Origin of the sequence: Aeromonas sp. sif2433 (assembly GCF_019218705.1) — a bacterium.
In the GTDB taxonomy this organism is placed as follows: Bacteria; Pseudomonadota; Gammaproteobacteria; order Enterobacterales; family Aeromonadaceae; genus Aeromonas; species Aeromonas encheleia.
In genome coordinates, this window is record NZ_JAHUXD010000006.1 from 57,203 (window position 1) to 75,887 (window position 18,685).

The following is an 18,685-nucleotide window of genomic DNA, read 5'->3' on the forward strand; positions in this document are numbered from 1 at the left end:
CCGGTCAACAACTGGCATAGTGCTTGATAAGGTCGGGGCGGTTAGAAGAGGTAGTTCAGCTGCAGGCCGGCCAGCCAGGCGTCCCCCTCCGAGGTGCCCTGGAAGCTCGAGCTGGTCTGCGGCACGCCGGGCTTGAGCTGCATGGTTTCGGTTACATCGACCTTCTTGCCGTCGAGCAGGGTCAGGCCAAGGTCCAGCGAGAGGTTGCGATCCAGCTGATAGCCCAGCCCGGCGCTGTACCAGATCCGGTCCGAGTCGGGGATGGAGATGGTGCGGCGATCGGCAGGCACCGGGCTGCGATCATAGGCCAGGCCCGAACGCAGCTGCCACTGGGGCGCCAGCTGGTAGGTCAGGCCGACGGCGTAGCGCCAGCTGTCTTCCCAGTGCTCATCCTTGATGTGCATGCTGCCATAGTGATCGAGCTCGGACTCCAGCTGGACGAACTTGCTCCAGTTGGTCCAGTTGATGCTCGAATGCAGCGCCAGCGCCGGGGTCAGCTGGTGGAACAGTGCCAGCTCGGCGGTGGCGGGCAGCGGCAAATCCAGGCTGCCGGTGTCGGTGAAGGTCCGCCCCTGCAGATCGGTGCCGATGGCGTCGCCGGACAGGGTCAGGGTCACGTCGTGGCGATAGGAGAGGCCGATGCGGGTCGCCTCCGACAGCTCCAGCAGGGTGCCCAGATTCCAGCCGAGCGCCCAGCCATCCCCCTTGAGGTGCTTGGCTATCTTGTTGTTGGAGGGGAAGGTGCCGCCCACTTCCCCCTCGCCCTGAATGGCGGACAGACCGCCCCCCACGGACCAGAGCCGGTTGATGCGATAGGCCAGCGAGGCGCCGAGATCCATGGTCTTGATGTCGGACACGTTGCCAAAGTGACCGGCGTTGTAGTTGGCGGGCATCTCGACGCCGAGGCCATAGTAGGAGGTCGCCGCCAGTCCCAGCCGCCAGCGCTCGTTGAGCGGCACTATAAGATAGGCATTGGGCACCCAGGCTGAGGCGGCGATGTCGTGGGCGCTTGCGTCCAGGGTCAGGGGGCCGATGGCGGTCGGCACCCGGGTTGTGCCCTCGATGTTGACGTCGGGGCGAATATAGATGAAGCCGCCGGAGAAGGCAGTGCGCTCGAAGCGGGTCATGGCCGCCGCGTTGCGGGAGAGCACGCTGGCGTTGTCGGCGATGGCGGCTTCACCGGCGAAGGCGCGCCCCATGCCGGTGGCCGATTGCTCGGCCAGCTGGAAACCGGCCGCCTGGGCCTGACCCGACAGTACCAGCAGGGCGATGAGAGAGGGCTTGAGGGAGGGATGCATAGCGTCTTCCTTGGGATGAACTCGTGGTTCATTCTGTTATTTGGTTGGGGGCGGGATTTTATATGGTATGACCAGTAAGGCAACGGCGGCGGGGGCGCTGACGATAAAACGGGATTAAATGCTGGGGAGTCTGGGGCTAACAGGCTGATAAAAAACGAAAAGCGTACAGCTGTTTGCTACAGCTGTACGCTGAAAGCCGGATCCGGTATAAAAAAAGAGCGCCCTGAGGCGCTCTTTTTGCTGATCCCGGGATCAGAACTTCATGTTGAACTGGGCAGAGGCCAGGAAGGCGTTACCGTGGGAGGTGCCTTTCCAGCGCAGCGCGTCGCCGTGGCTGCGCAGGCCTTCGTTCACGTCCACTTCCTTGCCATCCAGGTAGGCCATGCCGAAGTCGACGCTCATGTCCTGATCGATGTGGTAGGTGGCACCGGCGCTGTACCAGATACGATCGGAGTCAGGAATGCTCAGGCTGCGGTATTCAGGTTCGACCGGGCTGTTGTCGTAGGCGAAGCCGATGCGAGCTTCCCAGGCCGGGTTGACGTACCAGGTACCGCCCAGGGCGTAACGCATGGAGTCTTTGAACTTCTCGTCTTTCTGCAGGCAGACACCGCCGGCACAGGAGTCGCTGGTGGCCTTGAGCTCCTGGAAGGCGCTCCAGTCGGTCCAGTTGACGGAGTAGTGCACCGCGAACTGCTGGTTCAGACGGTGGTAGCCGGCGAACTCGGCCTGAGCCGGCAGATCCAGCTTCAGGTTGCCGTCAACCACCCGGTTGCCGGAGGTGGCACCCTGGAAGTCACCATCGAAGCTCAAGTCAACCTGGGAGCGGTAGGTCAGGGCGAGGCGGTTGTACTCGTTGATCTCGTACAGGCCACCGACGTTCCAGCCAAAGCCCCAGGTATCCCCTTTCAGGTGCGCCAGGGGAGTATCTGAGTGGGCACCGGGAATGGCGGCAGCCAGGGCGCCGGCATAGCGGTTCAACTCGGCCTGGGCGTAGACGGCATTGAGGCCGGCACCGATGCTGAAGTTGGAGTTGATGCGATAGGCGACGTTGGGGTTGATGTTGAAGGTCAACAGCTCGGTGTCACCGGCGCCGGCACCGGCCGGGAAGGTCTTGGAATATTCGGTGGCCAGACCGTAGTTGGAGAACAGCCCCAGGCCCCAGGCCCACTGATCGTTCAGCGGCTGGATGAAGTAGGTGGCCGGTACGAAGGCATCCGGTGCTATGTCGCTCTCGCTGGAGGAGGCCAGCTTGTTGGGGCCCGCATAGATGTCACCCGCTACATCTACATCCGGCTTGATGTAGGTACCGGAAACAGACAGTGCCATCTTGTCGAAGGTGGTCATGGCAGCCGGGTTGCGGGACAAGACAGAGGCGTTGTCTGCGATTGCTGCTTCCCCTGCATAGGCGCGCCCCAGACCGGAGGCGGAGTGCTCGTTCAACTGGAACGCGGCGGCAAAGGTCTGGGTGCTGGCCAGGGTCACGGCCGCGGCGATCAGGCTTTTCTTGAAAAAGGCAGTTGTCATAGTGTTCTCTCTTGTAAGCAGATTTTCTGTCGATATCAGGGCTCTTTGGCCGCTATACACGACAAGATCTGTTGTTATGTAAGCTTCTTCCCATTCACTTCTGGCGTGATTCTATGGATCTGGTAGGAGGTAAGAAATCAGACCAGTGACAGCAGAATACATAAAAGTTTCCATTGTGTTAATCATTTGTTTTAACTTGGCGTTTTAATAACCGAATTTATCCATTATTGGATAAATAAAAAGCAACAAGTTCCGTTTGTGTCATAAAAATAAATTGAGTGCTGTTGTGGGATCAGGCGGGCAATGAGCGGGAAAAATCGCGTAGTTAGGAATGAACAGGCAGACAACTGGCGTATCTGCCTGTGATGCCGAGGCGGCGGGGCGCCGGTCAGCTCTGGTTAAGTTCTGTTAAATGGACCAGTGCAGCCGTGACTCGAATTGCGCGGCAACCGGTTCGAGTGACTCCTGCATATCACCGATCAACACCATGTTGGCGCCCTTGAGCGGCACTATCTCGCCCTTGAGCTGGCCATCTTCAAAGCTGGGCTGGAGGCTGAGCGGCACATGCTTGGGGACCAGGAACAGGGTGACGGGTCCCATCTTGCCCTGGATCACCATGTGCAGGGCCGGCCCCTGATAGAAGGAGCAGTGATTGACATAGGTCACCTTCATGTCCTGCATGCCCATCAGGGTGGCGCCGTACTTCTCCATCTTGGCATTGATGGTCTGCAGGCTGACCCTCTCATCCACCCCCTTGATGAAGGGCTCCTCCCCGTAGACGTGGGCCATGGCGACCTGCGCCAGCGAGAGTTCGGCGGGCGCCGTCGGCGGCCAGCTGATCCAGCGGGTGCTGATGCCGAGCAGGAAGGCGACCGAGGCCGCGATGGCTAGGGGACGCCAGCCGGTGCGTGCAGGCGGGGGCGGCAGGGGGATGACGACATCGTCATCGTCGGCCTCCATCGCCTGCCTGAGCAAGATGCGCTCGGCCAGCCCGGCCGGCACCTCGACCTCCAGGGTCCGCTGCAGCTGACGATCCAGCTGTTTCATCTCGTCCAGGTGCTTGCGATTGGCAGGGGAGGTCTGCGCCGCGTCGAGGAACGCAGGATCCTGATCCATTGGATGGGCGATGGCCCTGCGGCGAAACTCAAGCTCATCCATTAGTGTGTCCTCTCTGTTGTGCTGCTGACTCCATGGCCTCTTTTATCTGGTTGCGTGCCCGAAACAGCCTAGTCATGACGGTGTTCTTGTTCAGGCCCAGCTGGCTTGCGATCTCCTCGCCACTGAATCCCCCCAGCACCTGCAACAGCAGCGGCTCCTGGTACTCGGCGGGCAGGCGGGCGATATGACGCCTGAGCCACTCGTGCTCCATCTCCTGTTCGCTGTGCAGGGCATCCGGATCGCTCTGGGGATGCTCGTCGAGATCGATGAGATCGAACTGCTTGCGCTCGAAGCGCCTGGCGTTCTCCCGCCGCACTATGGTGATGAGCCAGGCCTTGGCGGCCTTGTCGTCCTGCAGGCTGTCGATCGCCTTCCAGGCGCGCAGGAAGGTCTCCTGCACCAGATCCTCGGCGACCTGCGGGTCCCGACACAGCCAGTAGGCGTAGCGATAGATGTCCCCATGCAGGGCATGCACCAGGGCTTCATATTTGGTTTGTTTGTCTGCCATACCCCCATAGACCGGATCGGTCGCGGGATCCTTTCCCGTCCCTGAGCTTTTTTTTCTGAAAAAACCTAACGCCATTGCGGGGCTTCCTTTTTTATCTGCGGTGGCTTGCGGCGGGATCAGCGACTCACCCGCGCCAGTTTCCTGAGGCTATAGGCTATCGCAAAAGTTTCGAAGGCGCACAACCCCTCGGCGAGGGCCTGCCAGCGAACCGGCTCGGCCACGGTTGAGGGGGGGGCGAAGCAGGCCCGATCCAGGGTGTCGAGGGCGGCACCTATGGCGGGATCGCGATGGCAGGGCAGGCTGGTGAGCTGTCGATGAGAGGCGTCCCAGCGCCGATCGGCCCAGACCAGCAGGGCTCCTCTGGCCGAGTCCGGCTCCCTGGCCACCAGGGCCCGTTGCAGGCGATAGAAGGCCAGCCAGCGTGGCCCGCTTCGCCACAGGGCGCGCAGCAGCAAGGCCCCCAGCACCCAACAGAGACTCTCCCCACCGGGGGCCCGGCTGTCTGCGGGCGACGAGAGGCCGGCCTCGAACCGCACCGTCTGGGCCGGCAGGCGGGCATGTTCGACGCGACCGCTTTGGGTATTGAACCAGGGCAGATCCACCGGGGGCAAGCGGTAGTGGCCGGCCTCGCCTGCCGTCAATGCCTGGCGCCACTGGCGCTCGAAGCGCAGCGCCCCCTTGGCGGTGAACTGCTCGCGCTGCTGCTCTCCATCTGGCCGCAGTTGCAGGCCGGCTGGCAAGCCGAGTGGCGGCGGCAGGGACAGACGGTTGCCATCGCCACCCTCCATCACCAGGGTCAGGGTGCGGATCACTGGCTCCCCGGCTTTGGCGCCCGTCGCCGGGCTGAGCTGCTGGCGCAGGGTCAGCGCGCTCGCCACCGGCTCCAGCGGGGCCTTGTCCACCTTGATGAAGCGGGTGGCCGCCCTGGCGGAGAGCGCCTCGCTCTGGCCGCCCTCCTGGGGCAGTCTTCCCTGAAAACGGGGGGATTCCAGCGGATGGAGCCCGGGCTCCTTGGCCTGCAGCAGCCATCTGCGGGTCAGTCGTCCCGGCATGCCGGGGCTGGCGGGGGACTCCCACCTGTCGTCGCCGAGGCGGCGGATGGTGAAGCCGTTGCCGGCCGGCTCGCTGAGGTTGGGGGCCTCCAGGTTGGCGGGCAGCCAGAGGCTCAGTTGATAGAGGAAGGGTTGCCCCGGATAGAGCGGCCCCTGATGCAGCACGCTGGCCTGCAATTCGATGGGCGAGAGGGCCGCCGCAGGTGCTGCCTCTGACTCGCTGCGCCGGGGCAGGGGGAGCGCTGGAGTCTGCTCGGTGCCCAGGCTGAGGGCGGGAACCTGGTTGGCGTCGCCGGCCACCCGATGCAGCGGGATCTGCCAGCGGGTGAGGCTGTGCACCTCGGTCGTGACGCGACTCAAAGTTACCCGGCCCACCGCAAACTGGCGCAGCAAGGGGGTGAGGCTGAGCTCGTCGGCGCGGCGTTCCCCATCGGCCTCGATGATGAGCAGCCAGTCACCCTCGCTCGCGCCTGCCAGCAGCTCGGCCCGTGGCGGGGCGGCCAGCACCTGGCCCGTCAATAAAAGCGTCGTCAATAGAGAGAGGATAAGCAGCCAGCGCTGCCAGGGAGAGATGCCCGTCGGTGGCTGGACCCTTGATAAAGAACAGCCCCCCCGACGATCTCTCTGCAGGGCGGGGCGCCTCAGCGGGTGGGCCGTCACCAGGGCTCCTCCGGCTTGAGCGATGGCGTGGCTTGAGCACGGCGCTGGGCCTCCTTGCGCAGTCGCTGCTCCAGCAGCAGCACAGGCGGGGCGGGTGGGCGCGGGCGATCCGGCGCGGCGGACTGCTCGGGGGCATCGGCGGGTTGGGGCTGCTGCGCCGTGGGGGCGGCCTGCGGCGGCTGGGCACGCAGCAGGGCCAGGTTGTAGAGCGCATCCTCATGGCCGGGCTCGAGCGCCAGGGTGGCCAGATAGGCCTGCTCGGCGCCCTTGAGATCGCCGAGCTGCACCAGTGCATTGCCCCGGTTGTAATGGGCGGTCGCGCTGGTGGCGCGGCCATAGGCGGCGACGGCCCGGGCGTAGTCACCGGCGCGATACCAGGCATTCCCCTGCCAGACGGGATCCTGGAAGTCGCGGGCCGCCGCCAGGTAGCGTCCCTGCTGGAAGGCCTGCCAGGCTTGCCGATCCTGCTCCGATAAGCCAGGGGCCAGCGGGGAGGCGGGGCTCGCCTGCAGGGGCGGGTTGAACAGGCCGACGCCCACGCCGAGCAGGAGCAACCAGAGCGCCCCGATGCGGGCCAGCAGTGCCAGCGGCAGCAGGGGGAGCAACAGCCAGGGGCCGAGATCCCGCGACTGGTTGGCGGTCAGGGTCTGGCTCATGGGCAGCGGCGCGAAGCGCGGCACCCCGGCCTGCAACCACTGCAGCTCTCCCCCTGACTGGGCCGCAAGCCGTTGCATGGCCGCCCCGTCGGGGGGCGGCAATTCACGGCCAAGCCCCGCACTGGAAGGGGGCAGCTTGGCGGCCTTGCCCCCATTGGCCAGCAGGATGTCGAGACGGGGCGTCGCCGATTGCGGGCAGAGCAACGCATTCTGACAGGGCCACTGGGCGGCAATGCGCGCGATCTGGACGGGGGAGAGCCCATCGGTGATGAGCAGCAGCCGTGCCTGCTGACCGGCGGGGATCTGGCTGAGCGCCAGCGCCACGGCGCGCTCGGGGGCGCTGCCGGGGAGCGGCATGATGGCCGGGCGCAAGTCCGGCAGCAGCAGCGAGATGGCCTGATGATCCCGGGTCGCGGGCATGGCGAGATAGGCATCGCCGGCAAACAGGATGAGGGCGACGGGGTGGGGCCCTGCCTCGGCCAGCATGTCCTGCAGCAGCAGCCGCACCCGGGTCGCCCGATCCGGCGGCAGATCCCCGGCCAGCATGGAGTCGGAGAGATCCAGCAACCAGATATCGAGCGCCGGGCTGCTGATGGGCTGGCTCTGCTGGCGCAGGGCGGGGCCGGACAGGGCCAGGATCACCGGCAGGCAGGCGAGCCAGAGCCAGGGTCTGGTGCGGCCCTGGCCCGGCAGCAGATAGGCCCCCATGGCGGGGGCGAGCAGGTGCCGCTGGCGACGGCGGCGCCAACCCTGCCACAGCCAGGGCAGCAGGGCCAGCAGCCAGAGCGGGCGCAGCAGGATCAACTCCATGGGGACTCCTGGCGCAACTGCTTAGCCATGGGGCGGCTCCGCCTGCGGGCGCCGCCACGGCAGCCGGCGAGTCGGCCAGATCAGCAACAGCCAGGCCAGCGCCAGGGGCCAGGGATAGAGCTCCCGGCTCGGGCGATAGAGGGTCTGCGGGCGGGCGCTGGGCTCCAGCCGATCGAGCGTCTGGTTGATGGCCGCGAGATCGGCCTGGCTGCGGGCCCGGAAATAGCGGCCGTGGCCCAGCTTGGCCAACTGTTGCAGCAGGGGCTCATCCAGCTCGGCACTGGGATCGAACCCGCTCTGGGGCTGGGCATCGGCAAAGGTGCCGGGATCGGCGCCGACCCCCAGGGTGTAGAGGGTCATGCCGGCGGCCGCCGCGCGGGTGGCCTCGGTGAGCGGATCCGCATTGCCCGCCGTGTTGCGGCCATCGGTGACCAGCAGCAGGGCGCTGGGGCGAGCGGGATCGGCGTGCTGGCGAGCCAGCTGTATGGCCTCTCCCAGCGCCGTGGTGCGCCCCACCAGATCGAAGTCCAGCTCCTTGGTCAGGGTCAACAGGGCCTGGGTCTCCTGGGTCAGGGGGGAGAGCAGATAGGCGTGATCGGCGAACACCACCAGGGCGATGCGATCGCCGGGGCGGGCGCTGATCAGCTGCCTGAGCTGCTGGCGCACGGCGCTGAGCCGGTCGTGCTGCTCCCCCTCATCCAGCATGTCCTGGGTGCGCATGCTGTCGGAGAGATCCACCGCCAGGATCAGATCCCGGCTGGCCTGATAGTGAATGAGGGGCGCCTCCTGCCATTGCGGGCGGCACAGGGCCAGCACCAGGGCGCACCAGCACAGCGTCATGCGCCAGAGCGGCTGGCCGGCGTGGGGTCGCAGGAGGGGGAAGCCGTCGTGGGCCAGGGTCGATCGGCGCAGGGGGGGCAAGCCGAAGCGCACCAGCAGCGGCAACACCAGCGCGAGCGCAAACCAGGGCCAGGCGAGGATCATGTCGCCCCTCCGTCATGGCGCCGTCGCCAGCCCGTCGCCCTAGTCAGCAGCCGGGGCGGGCTGACGCAGCGGCGTCCCCACCGCAGGTAGCAGCGCCGCAACGCCGCCTGCTCTGTGGCATCGGGCTCTCCCCGGCCGTAGAGCCAGTGGGGCCAGAGCGGGGCAAATTCGGCGAAGCGGCTGCCCCCCCTGGCATCGAGCCAGGCGAGCCAGGCCTCCCCCTGCAGGTGGCGAGCCTCGGGCCAGTGCGCCAGAGCGGCCTGGCGCAGCACGGCTTGCAGCCGGGGCACCAGTTCGGGGCCTTGCCACTCGATTTGCCGTGCCCAGCGGCGTTGGCGCCAGAGTGCCAGCGCCAGGGTGGTGATCAGCAGGGCGCACAGCAGGATGATCAGCAGCCAGCCCCAGCCCAGCAGGCGGGGATCGACGGCGCTGCCGAGGGCGGGGCCCGGGTGAATGTCGCGCAGCTGCGCCGCGAGGGGGGAGCCGGCCAGGGCGGCGCTCAGAGCAGACGGCATCCGCCCTCCTGCCACTGGCGCTGCAAGGACTGGCCGTTGTCGAGCCGGTAGAGACGCTGCACCAGCGGCAACAGCTGCCGCTGGCTCTGTTGGGCCTGGTAGTCGGCCGCCAGGGCATAGTGGCGGGCAAACCCCGGCTGCCCGGCGTCGAGCCAGCCGCTGCGCCTGCCGGCCCGCACCGCCAGCTGACCCTGTTCGGGCAGCGAGGCCTCCAGCGGATCCCGGATCTGCCAGTAGTGAATGTCGTGGCGCCGGCCGAGCAACTGCAGCTGCTTGGCGAGGGCCTCGTCGCAGGGGCGGTGATCGGCGATGAGGGTCAGTCTGGCGCCGTGGGGCAGCTTGAGCCCCGCCAGGGTCTGGGCCAGGCTGCGGGGGACGGGCGTGCGATCCAGCCCCTGCTGGTAGTGATGGCAGAGGGTCTCGAGTAGCGGGATCAGGGTGCCGCGCTGGGACTCTAGTCGGGTCTCCACCCCGTGGCAGATCAGGGTGTTGGCCTGTTTCTCCCCCTGCCACAGCAGGGCGGCCGCCAGCTCGCAGCCGAGGCGGGCCTTGAGCTGAGGTCCTGAGCCGAAGTACATGGCGGGGGAGAGATCGAGCAGCAGCCAGTGGGCCTGATCCTGCTCCTCGCCATAGAGTCGGGTGTAGGGGCGCCCGAGCCGGGCGGTGACCCGCCAGTCGATGTGGCGCACCTCATCCCCCGCCTGATAGGCGCGCAGCTCGCGAAAACTCAATCCGGGCACCCGCCCGAGCCGACCCTGTTTGGCCTGATGGACGCGGGCCCTGGGGCCCTGACGCGCCCACAGCCGGATGGCCAGCAGCTGGCTCAGTGGCAGGGCGATGTGGGGATGGCTGCGGGGATCCAGGGACATCAGACCCAGCCCCGCAGGCGGGCGCTCGGCGCCTGAGCAGAGGGCCGCTGTTGGGGCGATAAGGCAGGCTGGCGCCGGCTCAAGGCGAGGGCACCCAGTCCAGCAGGCGGGTGATCAGCGCCTCGCTGTCGAGATTGTCGGCCAGTGCCTGATAACTCGGGATGAGGCGATGGCGCAGCACGGCGGGGGCCAGTTGCTGGATGTCTTCCGGCAGCACGAAGTCGCGCCCCGCCAGCCAGGCGCGGGCGCGGGCCGCCCTGGCGAGGCCGATGCTGGCCCTGGGGCTCGCGCCCACGGCGATGAGGGGTTCCAGCTCGGGACAGAGGCCGCTGCCCGGCCGGGTGGCGCAGACGAGCTGCACCAGATAGTGCTCGAGTCGGGTCTGCATCTGCACCTCCTGCACCGCGGCGCGGGCCGCCAGCAGGCTGGCCTGGCTCAGGGTCACGGGGGGCGGTGGCAGCGCGTCGCCATGGGCGTTGAGCTGCAAGATGGCGAGCTCCATGGCGGGGCTGGGGTAGTCCACCACCAGTTTCAGCAGGAAGCGGTCGAGCTGGGCCTCCGGCAGCGGGTAGGTGCCCTCCTGCTCGATCGGATTCTGGGTCGCGGCCACCATAAACAGCGGCGGCAGGCGCCAGCTCTTCTTGCCGACGGTGATCTGGTGCTCGGCCATGGCCTCGAGCAGGGCGGATTGCACCTTGGCAGGGGCCCGGTTGATCTCGTCCGCCAGCACCAGGTGGTTGAACAGGGGCCCTGGCTGGAACACGAAGCTCGCATCCTGGGGGTGGAACACCTCGCTGCCGGTGAGATCGGCGGGCAGCAGATCCGGGGTGAACTGGATGCGGGCGAAGCGCCCCTCAACAGCCCCAGCCAGCGCCTTGACGGCCCGGGTCTTGGCGAGACCGGGGGCGCCTTCGATCAACACATGTCCTTCACATAGCAGGGCGATCAGCAGCCCGTCGATGAGCGGACCCTGGCCCAGGATCTGGCTGCCAAGATAGTCGCTAAGTTGTCTGAACTCGGTCGCTGCCATGGGATGAACCCGTTGTTTTAATAGGAGTTGCTCTTTTTATACTCCAGATGTCGCAAGAGGGCGAGGGAGGGGGCACAGATGGCGACAATTTAGTTTCAATCAGCCGTATGAAAGTTGTGAGTGGATTGTTAAGATGTGGCGCAATGAGGTCAGACCTCTACCTTTTAACCAAGGAGCCAGGATGAAACAGCCATTGAAACTGACGACTCGCCAGGGCGAACGGATTGCCGTCGTGGCGGGTCTGCGCACCCCCTTTGCCAAGCAGGCCACCGCCTTTCACGGCGTGCCCGCGGTGGATCTCGGCAAGCTGGTGGTGAGTGAACTGCTCGCCCGCACCGATCTCGATCCCAAGCTCATCGATCAGCTGGTGTTCGGCCAGGTGGTGCAGATGCCGGAGGCGCCCAACATCGCCCGCGAGATAGTGCTCGGCACCGGCATGAGTGTCAGCACCGATGCCTACAGCGTCTCCCGCGCCTGTGCCACCAGCTTCCAGGCGGTGGCCAACGTCACCGAGTCCATCATGGCCGGCACTGTCGATATCGCCATCGCCGGCGGCGCCGACTCCTCCTCAGTGCTGCCCATCGGCGTCAGCAAGTCGCTGGCCCGCGCCCTGGTGGATCTCAACAAGGCCCGCAACCTGCAGCAGCGTTTCAATATCCTGCGCCGGCTGCGGCTGAAGGACTTGCTGCCGGTGCCGCCCGCGGTCGCCGAGTACTCCACCGGTCTCTCCATGGGGCAGACCGCCGAGCAGATGGCCAAGAGTCACCAGATCAGCCGCGAGGCGCAGGATGCGCTGGCGCACCGCTCCCACAGCCTGGCCGCCGAGGCCTGGGCCCAGGGCAAGCTCAGCGGCGAGGTGTTCACCGCCCATGTGCCCCCTTACAAGTCACCGCTGGAGCGGGACAACAACATCCGCGAGAGCTCTGACCTGGCGAGCTACGCCAAGCTCAAACCCGTGTTTGACCGGCTGCATGGCACTGTCACCGCCGCCAACGCCACCCCGCTCACCGACGGCGCCGCCGCCGTGCTGCTGATGCGGGAAGGGCGGGCGAAGGAGCTGGGTCTCGAGCCGCTCGGCTATATTCGCAGCTTCGCCTTCTCCGCCATCGACGTCTGGCAGGACATGCTGATGGGTCCCTCCTACGCCACGCCGCTGGCGCTCGACCGCGCCGGCATCACCCTCGCCGATCTGACCCTGATCGACATGCACGAGGCCTTCGCCGCCCAGACCCTGGCCAACCTCAAGATGTTTGCCAGCCACGAATTCGCCCGCGACAAATTGGGCCGTGATCAGGCCATCGGCGAGGTGGACATGGACAAGTTCAACGTGCTCGGCGGCTCCCTGGCCTACGGCCACCCCTTCGCCGCGACCGGTGCGCGGATGATCACCCAGACGCTGCACGAGTTGCGCCGTCGGGGCGGGGGACTGGGGCTCAACACCGCCTGCGCGGCGGGTGGGTTGGGTGTGGCCATGGTGTTGGAGGTGGAATGATGAGCACTAATACCTTTGCATTGGATATTCGTAAAGACGGCATCGGCATCCTCACCATGGATGTGCCCGGTGAGAGCATGAACACCCTGAAGGCTGCCTTCGCCGACGAGATCCGCGCCGTGCTGGCCCAGGTGAAGAGCAACAAGGATCTGATCGGGTTAGTTGTCGTCTCCGGCAAGAAGGACTCCTTCATCGCCGGGGCCGACATCGGCATGCTGGCGGCCTGTGCCAGCGCCCAGGATGCCCAGACCCTCTCCCGGGAGGGCCAGCTGGTGTTCGCCGAGATCGAGGCGCTGAGCATCCCGGTGATCGCCGCCATCCACGGCCCCTGCCTCGGCGGCGGGCTGGAGCTGGCGCTCGCCTGTCATGGCCGGGTGGTGACCGATCACGCTAAAACCGTGCTGGGCCTGCCGGAGGTGCAACTCGGCCTGCTGCCGGGCTCCGGTGGTACCCAGCGTCTGCCGCGCCTCATCGGGGTGGCCAAGGCGCTGGATCTGATGCTGACCGGCAAGCAGGTGCGCGCCAAACAGGCCAGGAAATTGGGGCTGGTGGATGAGATGGTGCCACCCTCCATCCTGCTGGAGGCGGCCATCAAACTGGCCAAGAAGGGCAAGCCGCGCCACGCACTGAAGCGGGATCTGCAGGGCAAGCTGCTGGAGACCAACGGGCTGGGCCGCAAGGTGCTGTTCGATCAGGCCCGTAAAGGCGTGAAAGCCAAAACCCGCGGCAACTACCCTGCGCCGGAGCGGATCCTGGCGGTGGTGCAGATCGGGGTGGAGGAGGGGATGCAGGCCGGTCTGGCCGCCGAGTCCCGCCACTTCGGCGAGCTGGTGATGACCCCGGAGTCCGCCTCCCTGCGCTCGCTGTTCTTCGCCACCACTGAGATGAAGAAAGAAGTCACCTATCAGGGGGCCGCGCCGCGCAAGGTCGGCCATGCCGCCGTGCTGGGCGGTGGCCTGATGGGGGGCGGCATCGCCTTCGTCACCGCCACCAAGGCCGGGGTGCCGGTGCGGATCAAGGACGTGGCCAGTGCCGGGATCGGCAACGCCATGCGTTACAGCTACGAGCTGCTGGCCAAGAAGCTCAAGCGTCGCCAGATCCTGCGCAGCGAGCTGGAGAAGCAGATGAGCCTGCTGTCAGGCACCCTGGACTACTCCGGCTTCCACCGCGTCGATCTGGTGGTGGAGGCGGTGTTCGAGGATCTGGCGCTCAAGCACCAGATGGTGGCGGATGTGGAGCGCGAGTGCGCTGAACAGACGGTGTTTGCCTCCAACACCTCCTCCCTGCCGATCCACAAGATCGCGGCCGAGGCGGCGCACCCTGAGCGCATCATAGGTCTGCACTACTTCAGCCCGGTGGACAAGATGCCGCTCGCCGAGATCATTCCCCACGCCGGCACCAGCGCCGAGACGGTGGCCACCACCCTGGCCTTCGCCCGCGCCCAGGGCAAGACCCCGATCGTGGTCAAGGACGAGGCCGGTTTCTACGTGAACCGCATCCTCGCCCCCTACATGAACGAGGCGGCGCGGCTGGTACTGGAAGGGGAGCCGGTAGAGGTGCTGGACGGTGCCCTGCTCGACTTCGGCTTCCCGGTCGGCCCCATCCAGCTGTTGGACGAGGTCGGCATCGACGTGGGCGCCAAGATCTCCCCCATCCTGGAGAAAGAGCTCGGCGGCGAGCAGTTCCAGGCTCCCAAGGCGTTTGACCAGCTACTGCAAAACGATCGCAAGGGGCGCAAGAACGGCAAGGGCTTCTACCTCTACGGCAAGGCAGCCCCCCGCAACCGGCTCACCGGCAAGGAGGGCAAGAAGACGGTGGACGAGAGCGTCTACGCCGTGCTGGGGGTCAAGCCTATGCCTAAGCTCGCCAAGAATGAGATCGCGGAGCGCTGCGTGCTGATGATGCTCAACGAAGCGGCCATGGCGCTGGACAGCGGCGTGGTGGCCTCGGCCCGGGACGGTGATATCGGCGCCATCTTCGGCATCGGCTTCCCGCCCTTCCTCGGCGGCCCCTTCCGCTACATGGACAGCCTCGGCATCGCACAACTGGTCGGGCGTCTGGAGCAGTACCAGAAGCGCCTGGGTGACAGATTCGCCCCCTGCGCCCGGCTCAAGGCGATGGCGGCGGAGCAGCTGACCTTCTACTGAGGCTCTTCACCGGCATGACAACGGAGGCGACCCAGGGTCGCCTCCGTTTTTTTTGCCGGGCCCCTGCCTGCGCTATTGTTGACCAAGCGTGTTCATTAAGGGGTCGAACGCGGGACGGAAGTGCCATTGCCCGGCCAGAATGGGGCTAAATTATTGATCTGGCGCAAACAAGTGCCCTATTTACTACTTTGGTGGCATAGGACTCGGACCGCCTTTGGGGTCAAATAGCCTTATCAGGAGCGGGAGACAACCCGCCATCGAAAGGGACACTGGTTTCACTGGATGAAGGACACACAATGAGTCTGCTTGAACAAACCATCTGGACTGTATTGGGGTACGGGGTCATGCCCTTTATCTTCCTGAGCGGATTTGTGGCCGTAGCCGTTACCTGCTGTGTGCTGCTCAACGCCTTCGGGGTCCAGTCCGCCCAGAAGTGATCCACTTCTGTCGTTCATACTGCCAAATGCCAGTCTTCGGACTGGCATTTGTTTTTTGCCCCCAGCCACCTGCCTCCAGGCCGAACTGTTTTGCCAAGGTGGTCGAACCCGGCGCCGATTTTGATTACACTGGCGCGCAGTTTTCCGGCGCGTTCGCCTCTTCAAGGTATCAAGGTTTTTATGGCTCTCAAGGCAACCGTATTCAAGGCCCAACTCAGTCTGTCCGACATGGACCGCAATCTGTATCAAGATGTCTCCCTCACCCTGGCCCGTCACCCCTCCGAGACCGACGAGCGCATGATGATCCGGCTGGCGGCCTTCGCCTGGCACGCCGCCGAGCGGCTGGAGTTCACCAAGGGGCTCTCGGCCGATGACGAGCCCGAGCTCTGGTGCAAGAACTACTCCGACGAAATCGAACTCTGGATCGAGCTGGGTCAGCCAGACGAGAAGCGGCTGAAGAAGGCGTGCAACCGTTCCCGCCAGGTGGTGCTCTATCTGTACGGTGGTCGTGGCACCAGCGTCTGGTGGAAGCAGAATCAGGGCAAGTTGAGCCAGCATGACAACCTCAGCGTGATCGAACTCTCCGACAGCCAGACCCTGCCGCTGACCGCCATGGTGGAGCGCACCATGCACCTCACCTGCACCATCTCGGATGGCCAGCTCTGGGTCAGCAACGGCACCCTGGAAGTCACCCTCGACCCTGTGGTGCTGATGGGCCGCGCCGCCCGGGAGCTCTGAGGCGGGCACCATGTTCAGTTCGAGTTGGAGGGGGACATTGTTGGCCTTGAACGCCGAGGTCGTGCCCTTCTATGTAGCTCGGCATGAAACAATGTGATGATTGGGCGATTAAAAACGGCGGGGAAACCCGCCGTTTTGTTAACTGTCGCTAATGTCAGGTGACACTTCGCTAATCTAGCCTGCGGCCCTGTCACACAAAAGCACAGATACCGCAGTAATTGCTCGCCTGCCAAAGTGAAAAGAGGTGCCTATCTTGTGACGGGCACCTCTCTGTTGACTTGAGCCTGCAACCCGCCTCAAAGCAGGCGGATCAGATCCCCATCATGGGATCGGAGACACCATGTTGCCCGGTCTCGATACGGCCAGCATAACGCCGCTGCCAGTGCTCACCATAGCGCACCGTGACGTCATACCAATTGCCCTGACCGGCTAGCTCGACACGCTGATCCAACACCTGATTAGGTGTCAGCTCCAGTGTCATCACGCCACCAAGATAGACACTGTTGTCCAGTGTCAGCGTCAGCGGCTCATCCATCAAGTTAGTCAGGGTGAGCAACAAGGCCGGCTGCGTCAGATCATAACAAACACTTACCCGCGCCTTGCTCTCCTCATCCCCAGCCCCCGTGAAGGAGCGGTGATAGCCATTTGGACCAATCAACCAGACATCGTATCCGGTAGAAGTTGAGACCGACCAATCATCTTCCATGGTTTCCTGGCTGGCGAGTGCATAACGGCGTGGCACCGCATCCAGCTTCAATTTGTCATAAATATGGAGCAGCGCCCCCTGCTCGCCGGTATTGCTCATTTTGATGCTGAGGCGATCGCTGTACTGCTCTGCATTGACATGCAGCTCATAGGGCAAGGCGCGTGACGGGCGCACCCCCATGGTCTGGCGTGGGACCTGTTGCTGATCCTCTGCCGGCGGACTGAGCTGATCCAGCTTCTGCTGCTGTCTCACCAGGATGTTGGCCTGTGCCTTGGTTACCTTGGGCAGATTGGGTAACTGTTCATCATTGGGATTGTTAAAGTTGAATGCCGAGCTCAGATCGCCGCAAATCGCACGGCGATAGGGGCTGATATTCTCCTCCTCCACGCCAAACCGGGCCTCGATAAAACGCAATACAGAGGTGTGATCAAATACTTGGGAGTTAACCCAGCCTCCGCGACTCCAGGGAGATACGATCAGTGCTGGCACCCGGGGGCCGGGACCATAGGGGCGATTATCGGTATGATACTCACCGCGCGTATCCAGGGTACAGCCCCCCTGGATCTCGCCATCCAGCAAGGTTGGCGGGGTAGGAGGGGGCAAATGATCAAAGAAGCCGTCATTCTCATCAAAGTTGATGATCAGCACCGTTTTGCTCCACAGCTCCTCATCTGACGTCAGAGCATCGAGCACCTCCTGCGTATACCAGCCTCCCTGGACAGGGCTCGATGGCCCCGGATGTTCAGAGAAATCCGCTGGTGCCACAATCCAGGAGACCTGTGGCAGAGTGCCCGCCGCCACATCCTCGCGGAGTGCGTCGAGAAAGCCACGATCTGGCATGGTATTGCTCACTCCCTTAAGCAGCGGAATGAACTGATCATCTTCAGGTTTCCAAGCCGGATAAGGTGCCCCATTGGGCTGATTGCCGCGTTGCTCATTGGCTATACGGTAATTCACAAATCCAGCTAATGGATTATCGGTAAAATTATCCGGCAGGTTTTGATACACCCTCCAGCTGACACCTGCCTCTTGCAACCGCTCAGGGTAGGTACGCCACTGATAACCTTCATCGGATTTACCCAGTGAGTCAAAGTTATTATTAATGGCTGGCGGGTTGGGATCGTCGGGGTGATTATTGGTGCCCGTCCAAAAAAATAGTCTGTTGGGATTGGTGCTACCATGGAGGGAACAATGATATGCATCACAAACGGTAAATGCATTGGCCAAGGCAAACTGAAATGGCACTTCCGTCTCGGTATAATACCCCATGGATTGTTGTTCTTTATAAGTCGGCCAACTATCCATGCGTCCATTGTCCCATGCATCCAGAGCATCATTGAACGAATGGGGCGTACCATTGACTCTCTGGGCATTGCCGATACGACTATCGAGATGATAAGGGCTCAGTAGACGATTATTTTCATCACTCCTGAACTCCTGCCACCACACAGAGTCATTCACCGTTGGTATCGGGTGACGGTCGCCAAAGCCACGGACTCCCAACATAGTTCCAAAATAGTGATCGAATGAGCGATTTTCCTGCATCAGCACCACGATATGTTCCACATCCATGATCGAACCCTGCACATTATTGGCAGAGATACTTAGCGCTCTGGCAATCGAGGGATAGAACATGCTGGAGGTGGCCACAGCAGCCACGCTGGCGCCAGATAGTTTTATAAAGTCACGGCGGCTCTTATCTATATGTTTTGACATTAAATTTCACCTAAAATGGATAAGCGAACGATCAAGGCGGGCAACGTACATCATTGGGCTCAGAGGGGGTAATAGCCTCAGGTTCTTCACTGTCATTACTATTGTTGCACCCTGTGACAATAATCAGAAACACCATAGGCAATAGCAGCCTGATATTGGATAAATGTTTTATTTTCATTCCCAAAACTCCATTTTAAAACCATGTCACAGTAGAAGGATAATTTGGTCAGTTAAACCTTAAGCCGTCTTTGTTAACAACAGATGACAACATCAACATTAATTACCGAGATAAAAATAAAATGTATGGCAACCTTGATATAAGCTGAATCGGGCTGGAGTTTAAAAATAATGCCATTGAACTTATGCTGTAATGCAACAGTGTTGG

Annotated in this window: 15 protein-coding genes; 4 read left to right on the forward strand and 11 right to left on the reverse strand. The window is 63.6% G+C overall.

From position 1 onward, the window contains the following. Positions 1–41 precede the first annotated feature (41 nt). The 10 genes from KW825_RS10790 to KW825_RS10835 all read right to left on the reverse strand — a co-directional run bounded on the left by KW825_RS10790 (position 42) and on the right by KW825_RS10835 (position 11,064). Positions 42–1,298: an outer membrane protein transport protein gene (locus KW825_RS10790; protein WP_218329206.1), complete on the reverse strand. Its 1,257-nt coding sequence runs from the start codon at positions 1,296–1,298 to the stop codon at positions 42–44. Positions 1,299–1,550: 252 nt separating this feature from the next. Further along, entirely contained in the window at positions 1,551–2,822 is a 1,272-nt protein-coding gene (locus KW825_RS10795; protein WP_218292132.1) for an outer membrane protein transport protein, read from the reverse strand. A gap of 408 nt (positions 2,823–3,230) precedes the next feature. Further along, the gene (locus KW825_RS10800) at positions 3,231–3,980 is read right to left on the reverse strand and encodes a DUF3379 domain-containing protein (protein WP_218329207.1); all 750 of its coding nucleotides are present in this window, start codon (positions 3,978–3,980) and stop codon (positions 3,231–3,233) included. Then, entirely contained in the window at positions 3,973–4,563 is a 591-nt protein-coding gene (locus tag KW825_RS10805) for a sigma-70 family RNA polymerase sigma factor (protein ID WP_084228414.1), read from the reverse strand. The genes KW825_RS10800 and KW825_RS10805 overlap by 8 nt, the downstream gene beginning before the upstream one ends. Positions 4,564–4,604: 41 nt before the next feature. After that, positions 4,605–6,047, reverse strand: coding sequence for a hypothetical protein (locus KW825_RS10810; protein ID WP_371315802.1), 1,443 nt, complete (start codon positions 6,045–6,047; stop codon positions 4,605–4,607). A 149-nt stretch (positions 6,048–6,196) separates the two neighbouring features. Continuing rightward, complete coding sequence (locus tag KW825_RS10815; RefSeq protein WP_218329208.1) at positions 6,197–7,666, reverse strand: tetratricopeptide repeat protein; 1,470 nt, start codon at positions 7,664–7,666, stop codon at positions 6,197–6,199. A gap of 21 nt (positions 7,667–7,687) precedes the next feature. After that, entirely contained in the window at positions 7,688–8,650 is a 963-nt protein-coding gene (locus KW825_RS10820) for a VWA domain-containing protein (RefSeq protein ID WP_218329209.1), read from the reverse strand. Next, on the reverse strand, positions 8,647–9,165 hold the full coding sequence (locus KW825_RS10825; RefSeq protein WP_218329210.1) for a DUF4381 family protein: 519 nt from the start codon (positions 9,163–9,165) through the stop codon (positions 8,647–8,649). The genes KW825_RS10820 and KW825_RS10825 overlap by 4 nt, the downstream gene beginning before the upstream one ends. Further along, complete coding sequence (locus KW825_RS10830) at positions 9,150–10,034, reverse strand: DUF58 domain-containing protein (RefSeq protein ID WP_218329211.1); 885 nt, start codon at positions 10,032–10,034, stop codon at positions 9,150–9,152. Before KW825_RS10830 ends, KW825_RS10825 begins: the two co-directional genes overlap by 16 nt. A gap of 79 nt (positions 10,035–10,113) precedes the next feature. Continuing rightward, complete coding sequence (locus KW825_RS10835; RefSeq protein ID WP_042654836.1) at positions 10,114–11,064, reverse strand: MoxR family ATPase; 951 nt, start codon at positions 11,062–11,064, stop codon at positions 10,114–10,116. A 181-nt stretch (positions 11,065–11,245) separates the two neighbouring features. On the opposite strand from KW825_RS10835, the gene fadI reads away from it, so the two are divergent. The 4 genes from fadI (at position 11,246) to KW825_RS10855 (ending at position 15,878) form a co-directional block, all read left to right on the forward strand. Further along, on the forward strand, positions 11,246–12,556 hold the full coding sequence (gene fadI / locus KW825_RS10840; protein ID WP_042654835.1) for an acetyl-CoA C-acyltransferase FadI: 1,311 nt from the start codon (positions 11,246–11,248) through the stop codon (positions 12,554–12,556). Continuing rightward, positions 12,556–14,703, forward strand: coding sequence for a fatty acid oxidation complex subunit alpha FadJ (gene fadJ / locus KW825_RS10845; RefSeq protein WP_218329212.1), 2,148 nt, complete (start codon positions 12,556–12,558; stop codon positions 14,701–14,703). The genes fadI and fadJ overlap by 1 nt, the downstream gene beginning before the upstream one ends. A gap of 296 nt (positions 14,704–14,999) precedes the next feature. Then, positions 15,000–15,140 carry a TIGR02808 family protein gene (locus KW825_RS10850; RefSeq protein WP_084228413.1) on the forward strand — a complete coding sequence of 47 codons (141 nt, stop codon included), beginning with the start codon at positions 15,000–15,002 and terminating at the stop codon, positions 15,138–15,140. Between the two features lie 180 nt (positions 15,141–15,320). Then, positions 15,321–15,878 (forward strand): YaeQ family protein, encoded by a 558-nt coding sequence (locus tag KW825_RS10855; RefSeq protein ID WP_042654834.1) that lies wholly within the window; start codon positions 15,321–15,323, stop codon positions 15,876–15,878. A gap of 310 nt (positions 15,879–16,188) precedes the next feature. Here KW825_RS10855 and KW825_RS10860 read toward each other — a convergent pair whose 3' ends face one another. Beyond that, positions 16,189–18,300, reverse strand: a complete 2,112-nt coding sequence (locus KW825_RS10860) for a phosphocholine-specific phospholipase C (RefSeq protein WP_218329213.1) — start codon at positions 18,298–18,300, stop codon at positions 16,189–16,191. Between the last annotated feature and the right edge of the window lie 385 nt (positions 18,301–18,685).

Excerpts from the sequence above, each read along its gene's own strand:
- KW825_RS10815 (WP_218329208.1), bottom strand. The coding sequence starts at position 7,666 with ATGGAGTTGATCCTGCTGCGCCCGCTCTGGCTGCTGGCCCTGCTGCCC.
- fadJ (WP_218329212.1), top strand. The coding sequence starts at position 12,556 with ATGAGCACTAATACCTTTGCATTGGATATTCGTAAAGACGGCATCGGC.
- KW825_RS10800 (WP_218329207.1), bottom strand. The coding sequence starts at position 3,980 with ATGGATGAGCTTGAGTTTCGCCGCAGGGCCATCGCCCATCCAATGGAT.
- KW825_RS10830 (WP_218329211.1), bottom strand. The coding sequence starts at position 10,034 with ATGTCCCTGGATCCCCGCAGCCATCCCCACATCGCCCTGCCACTGAGC.
- KW825_RS10825 (WP_218329210.1), bottom strand. The coding sequence starts at position 9,165 with ATGCCGTCTGCTCTGAGCGCCGCCCTGGCCGGCTCCCCCCTCGCGGCG.
- KW825_RS10850 (WP_084228413.1), top strand. The coding sequence starts at position 15,000 with ATGAGTCTGCTTGAACAAACCATCTGGACTGTATTGGGGTACGGGGTC.
- KW825_RS10790 (WP_218329206.1), bottom strand. The coding sequence starts at position 1,298 with ATGCATCCCTCCCTCAAGCCCTCTCTCATCGCCCTGCTGGTACTGTCG.
- KW825_RS10795 (WP_218292132.1), bottom strand. The coding sequence starts at position 2,822 with ATGACAACTGCCTTTTTCAAGAAAAGCCTGATCGCCGCGGCCGTGACC.
- fadI (WP_042654835.1), top strand. The coding sequence starts at position 11,246 with ATGAAACAGCCATTGAAACTGACGACTCGCCAGGGCGAACGGATTGCC.
- KW825_RS10820 (WP_218329209.1), bottom strand. The coding sequence starts at position 8,650 with ATGATCCTCGCCTGGCCCTGGTTTGCGCTCGCGCTGGTGTTGCCGCTG.
- KW825_RS10805 (WP_084228414.1), bottom strand. The coding sequence starts at position 4,563 with ATGGCGTTAGGTTTTTTCAGAAAAAAAAGCTCAGGGACGGGAAAGGAT.
- KW825_RS10860 (WP_218329213.1), bottom strand. The coding sequence starts at position 18,300 with ATGTCAAAACATATAGATAAGAGCCGCCGTGACTTTATAAAACTATCT.
- KW825_RS10835 (WP_042654836.1), bottom strand. The coding sequence starts at position 11,064 with ATGGCAGCGACCGAGTTCAGACAACTTAGCGACTATCTTGGCAGCCAG.
- KW825_RS10855 (WP_042654834.1), top strand. The coding sequence starts at position 15,321 with ATGGCTCTCAAGGCAACCGTATTCAAGGCCCAACTCAGTCTGTCCGAC.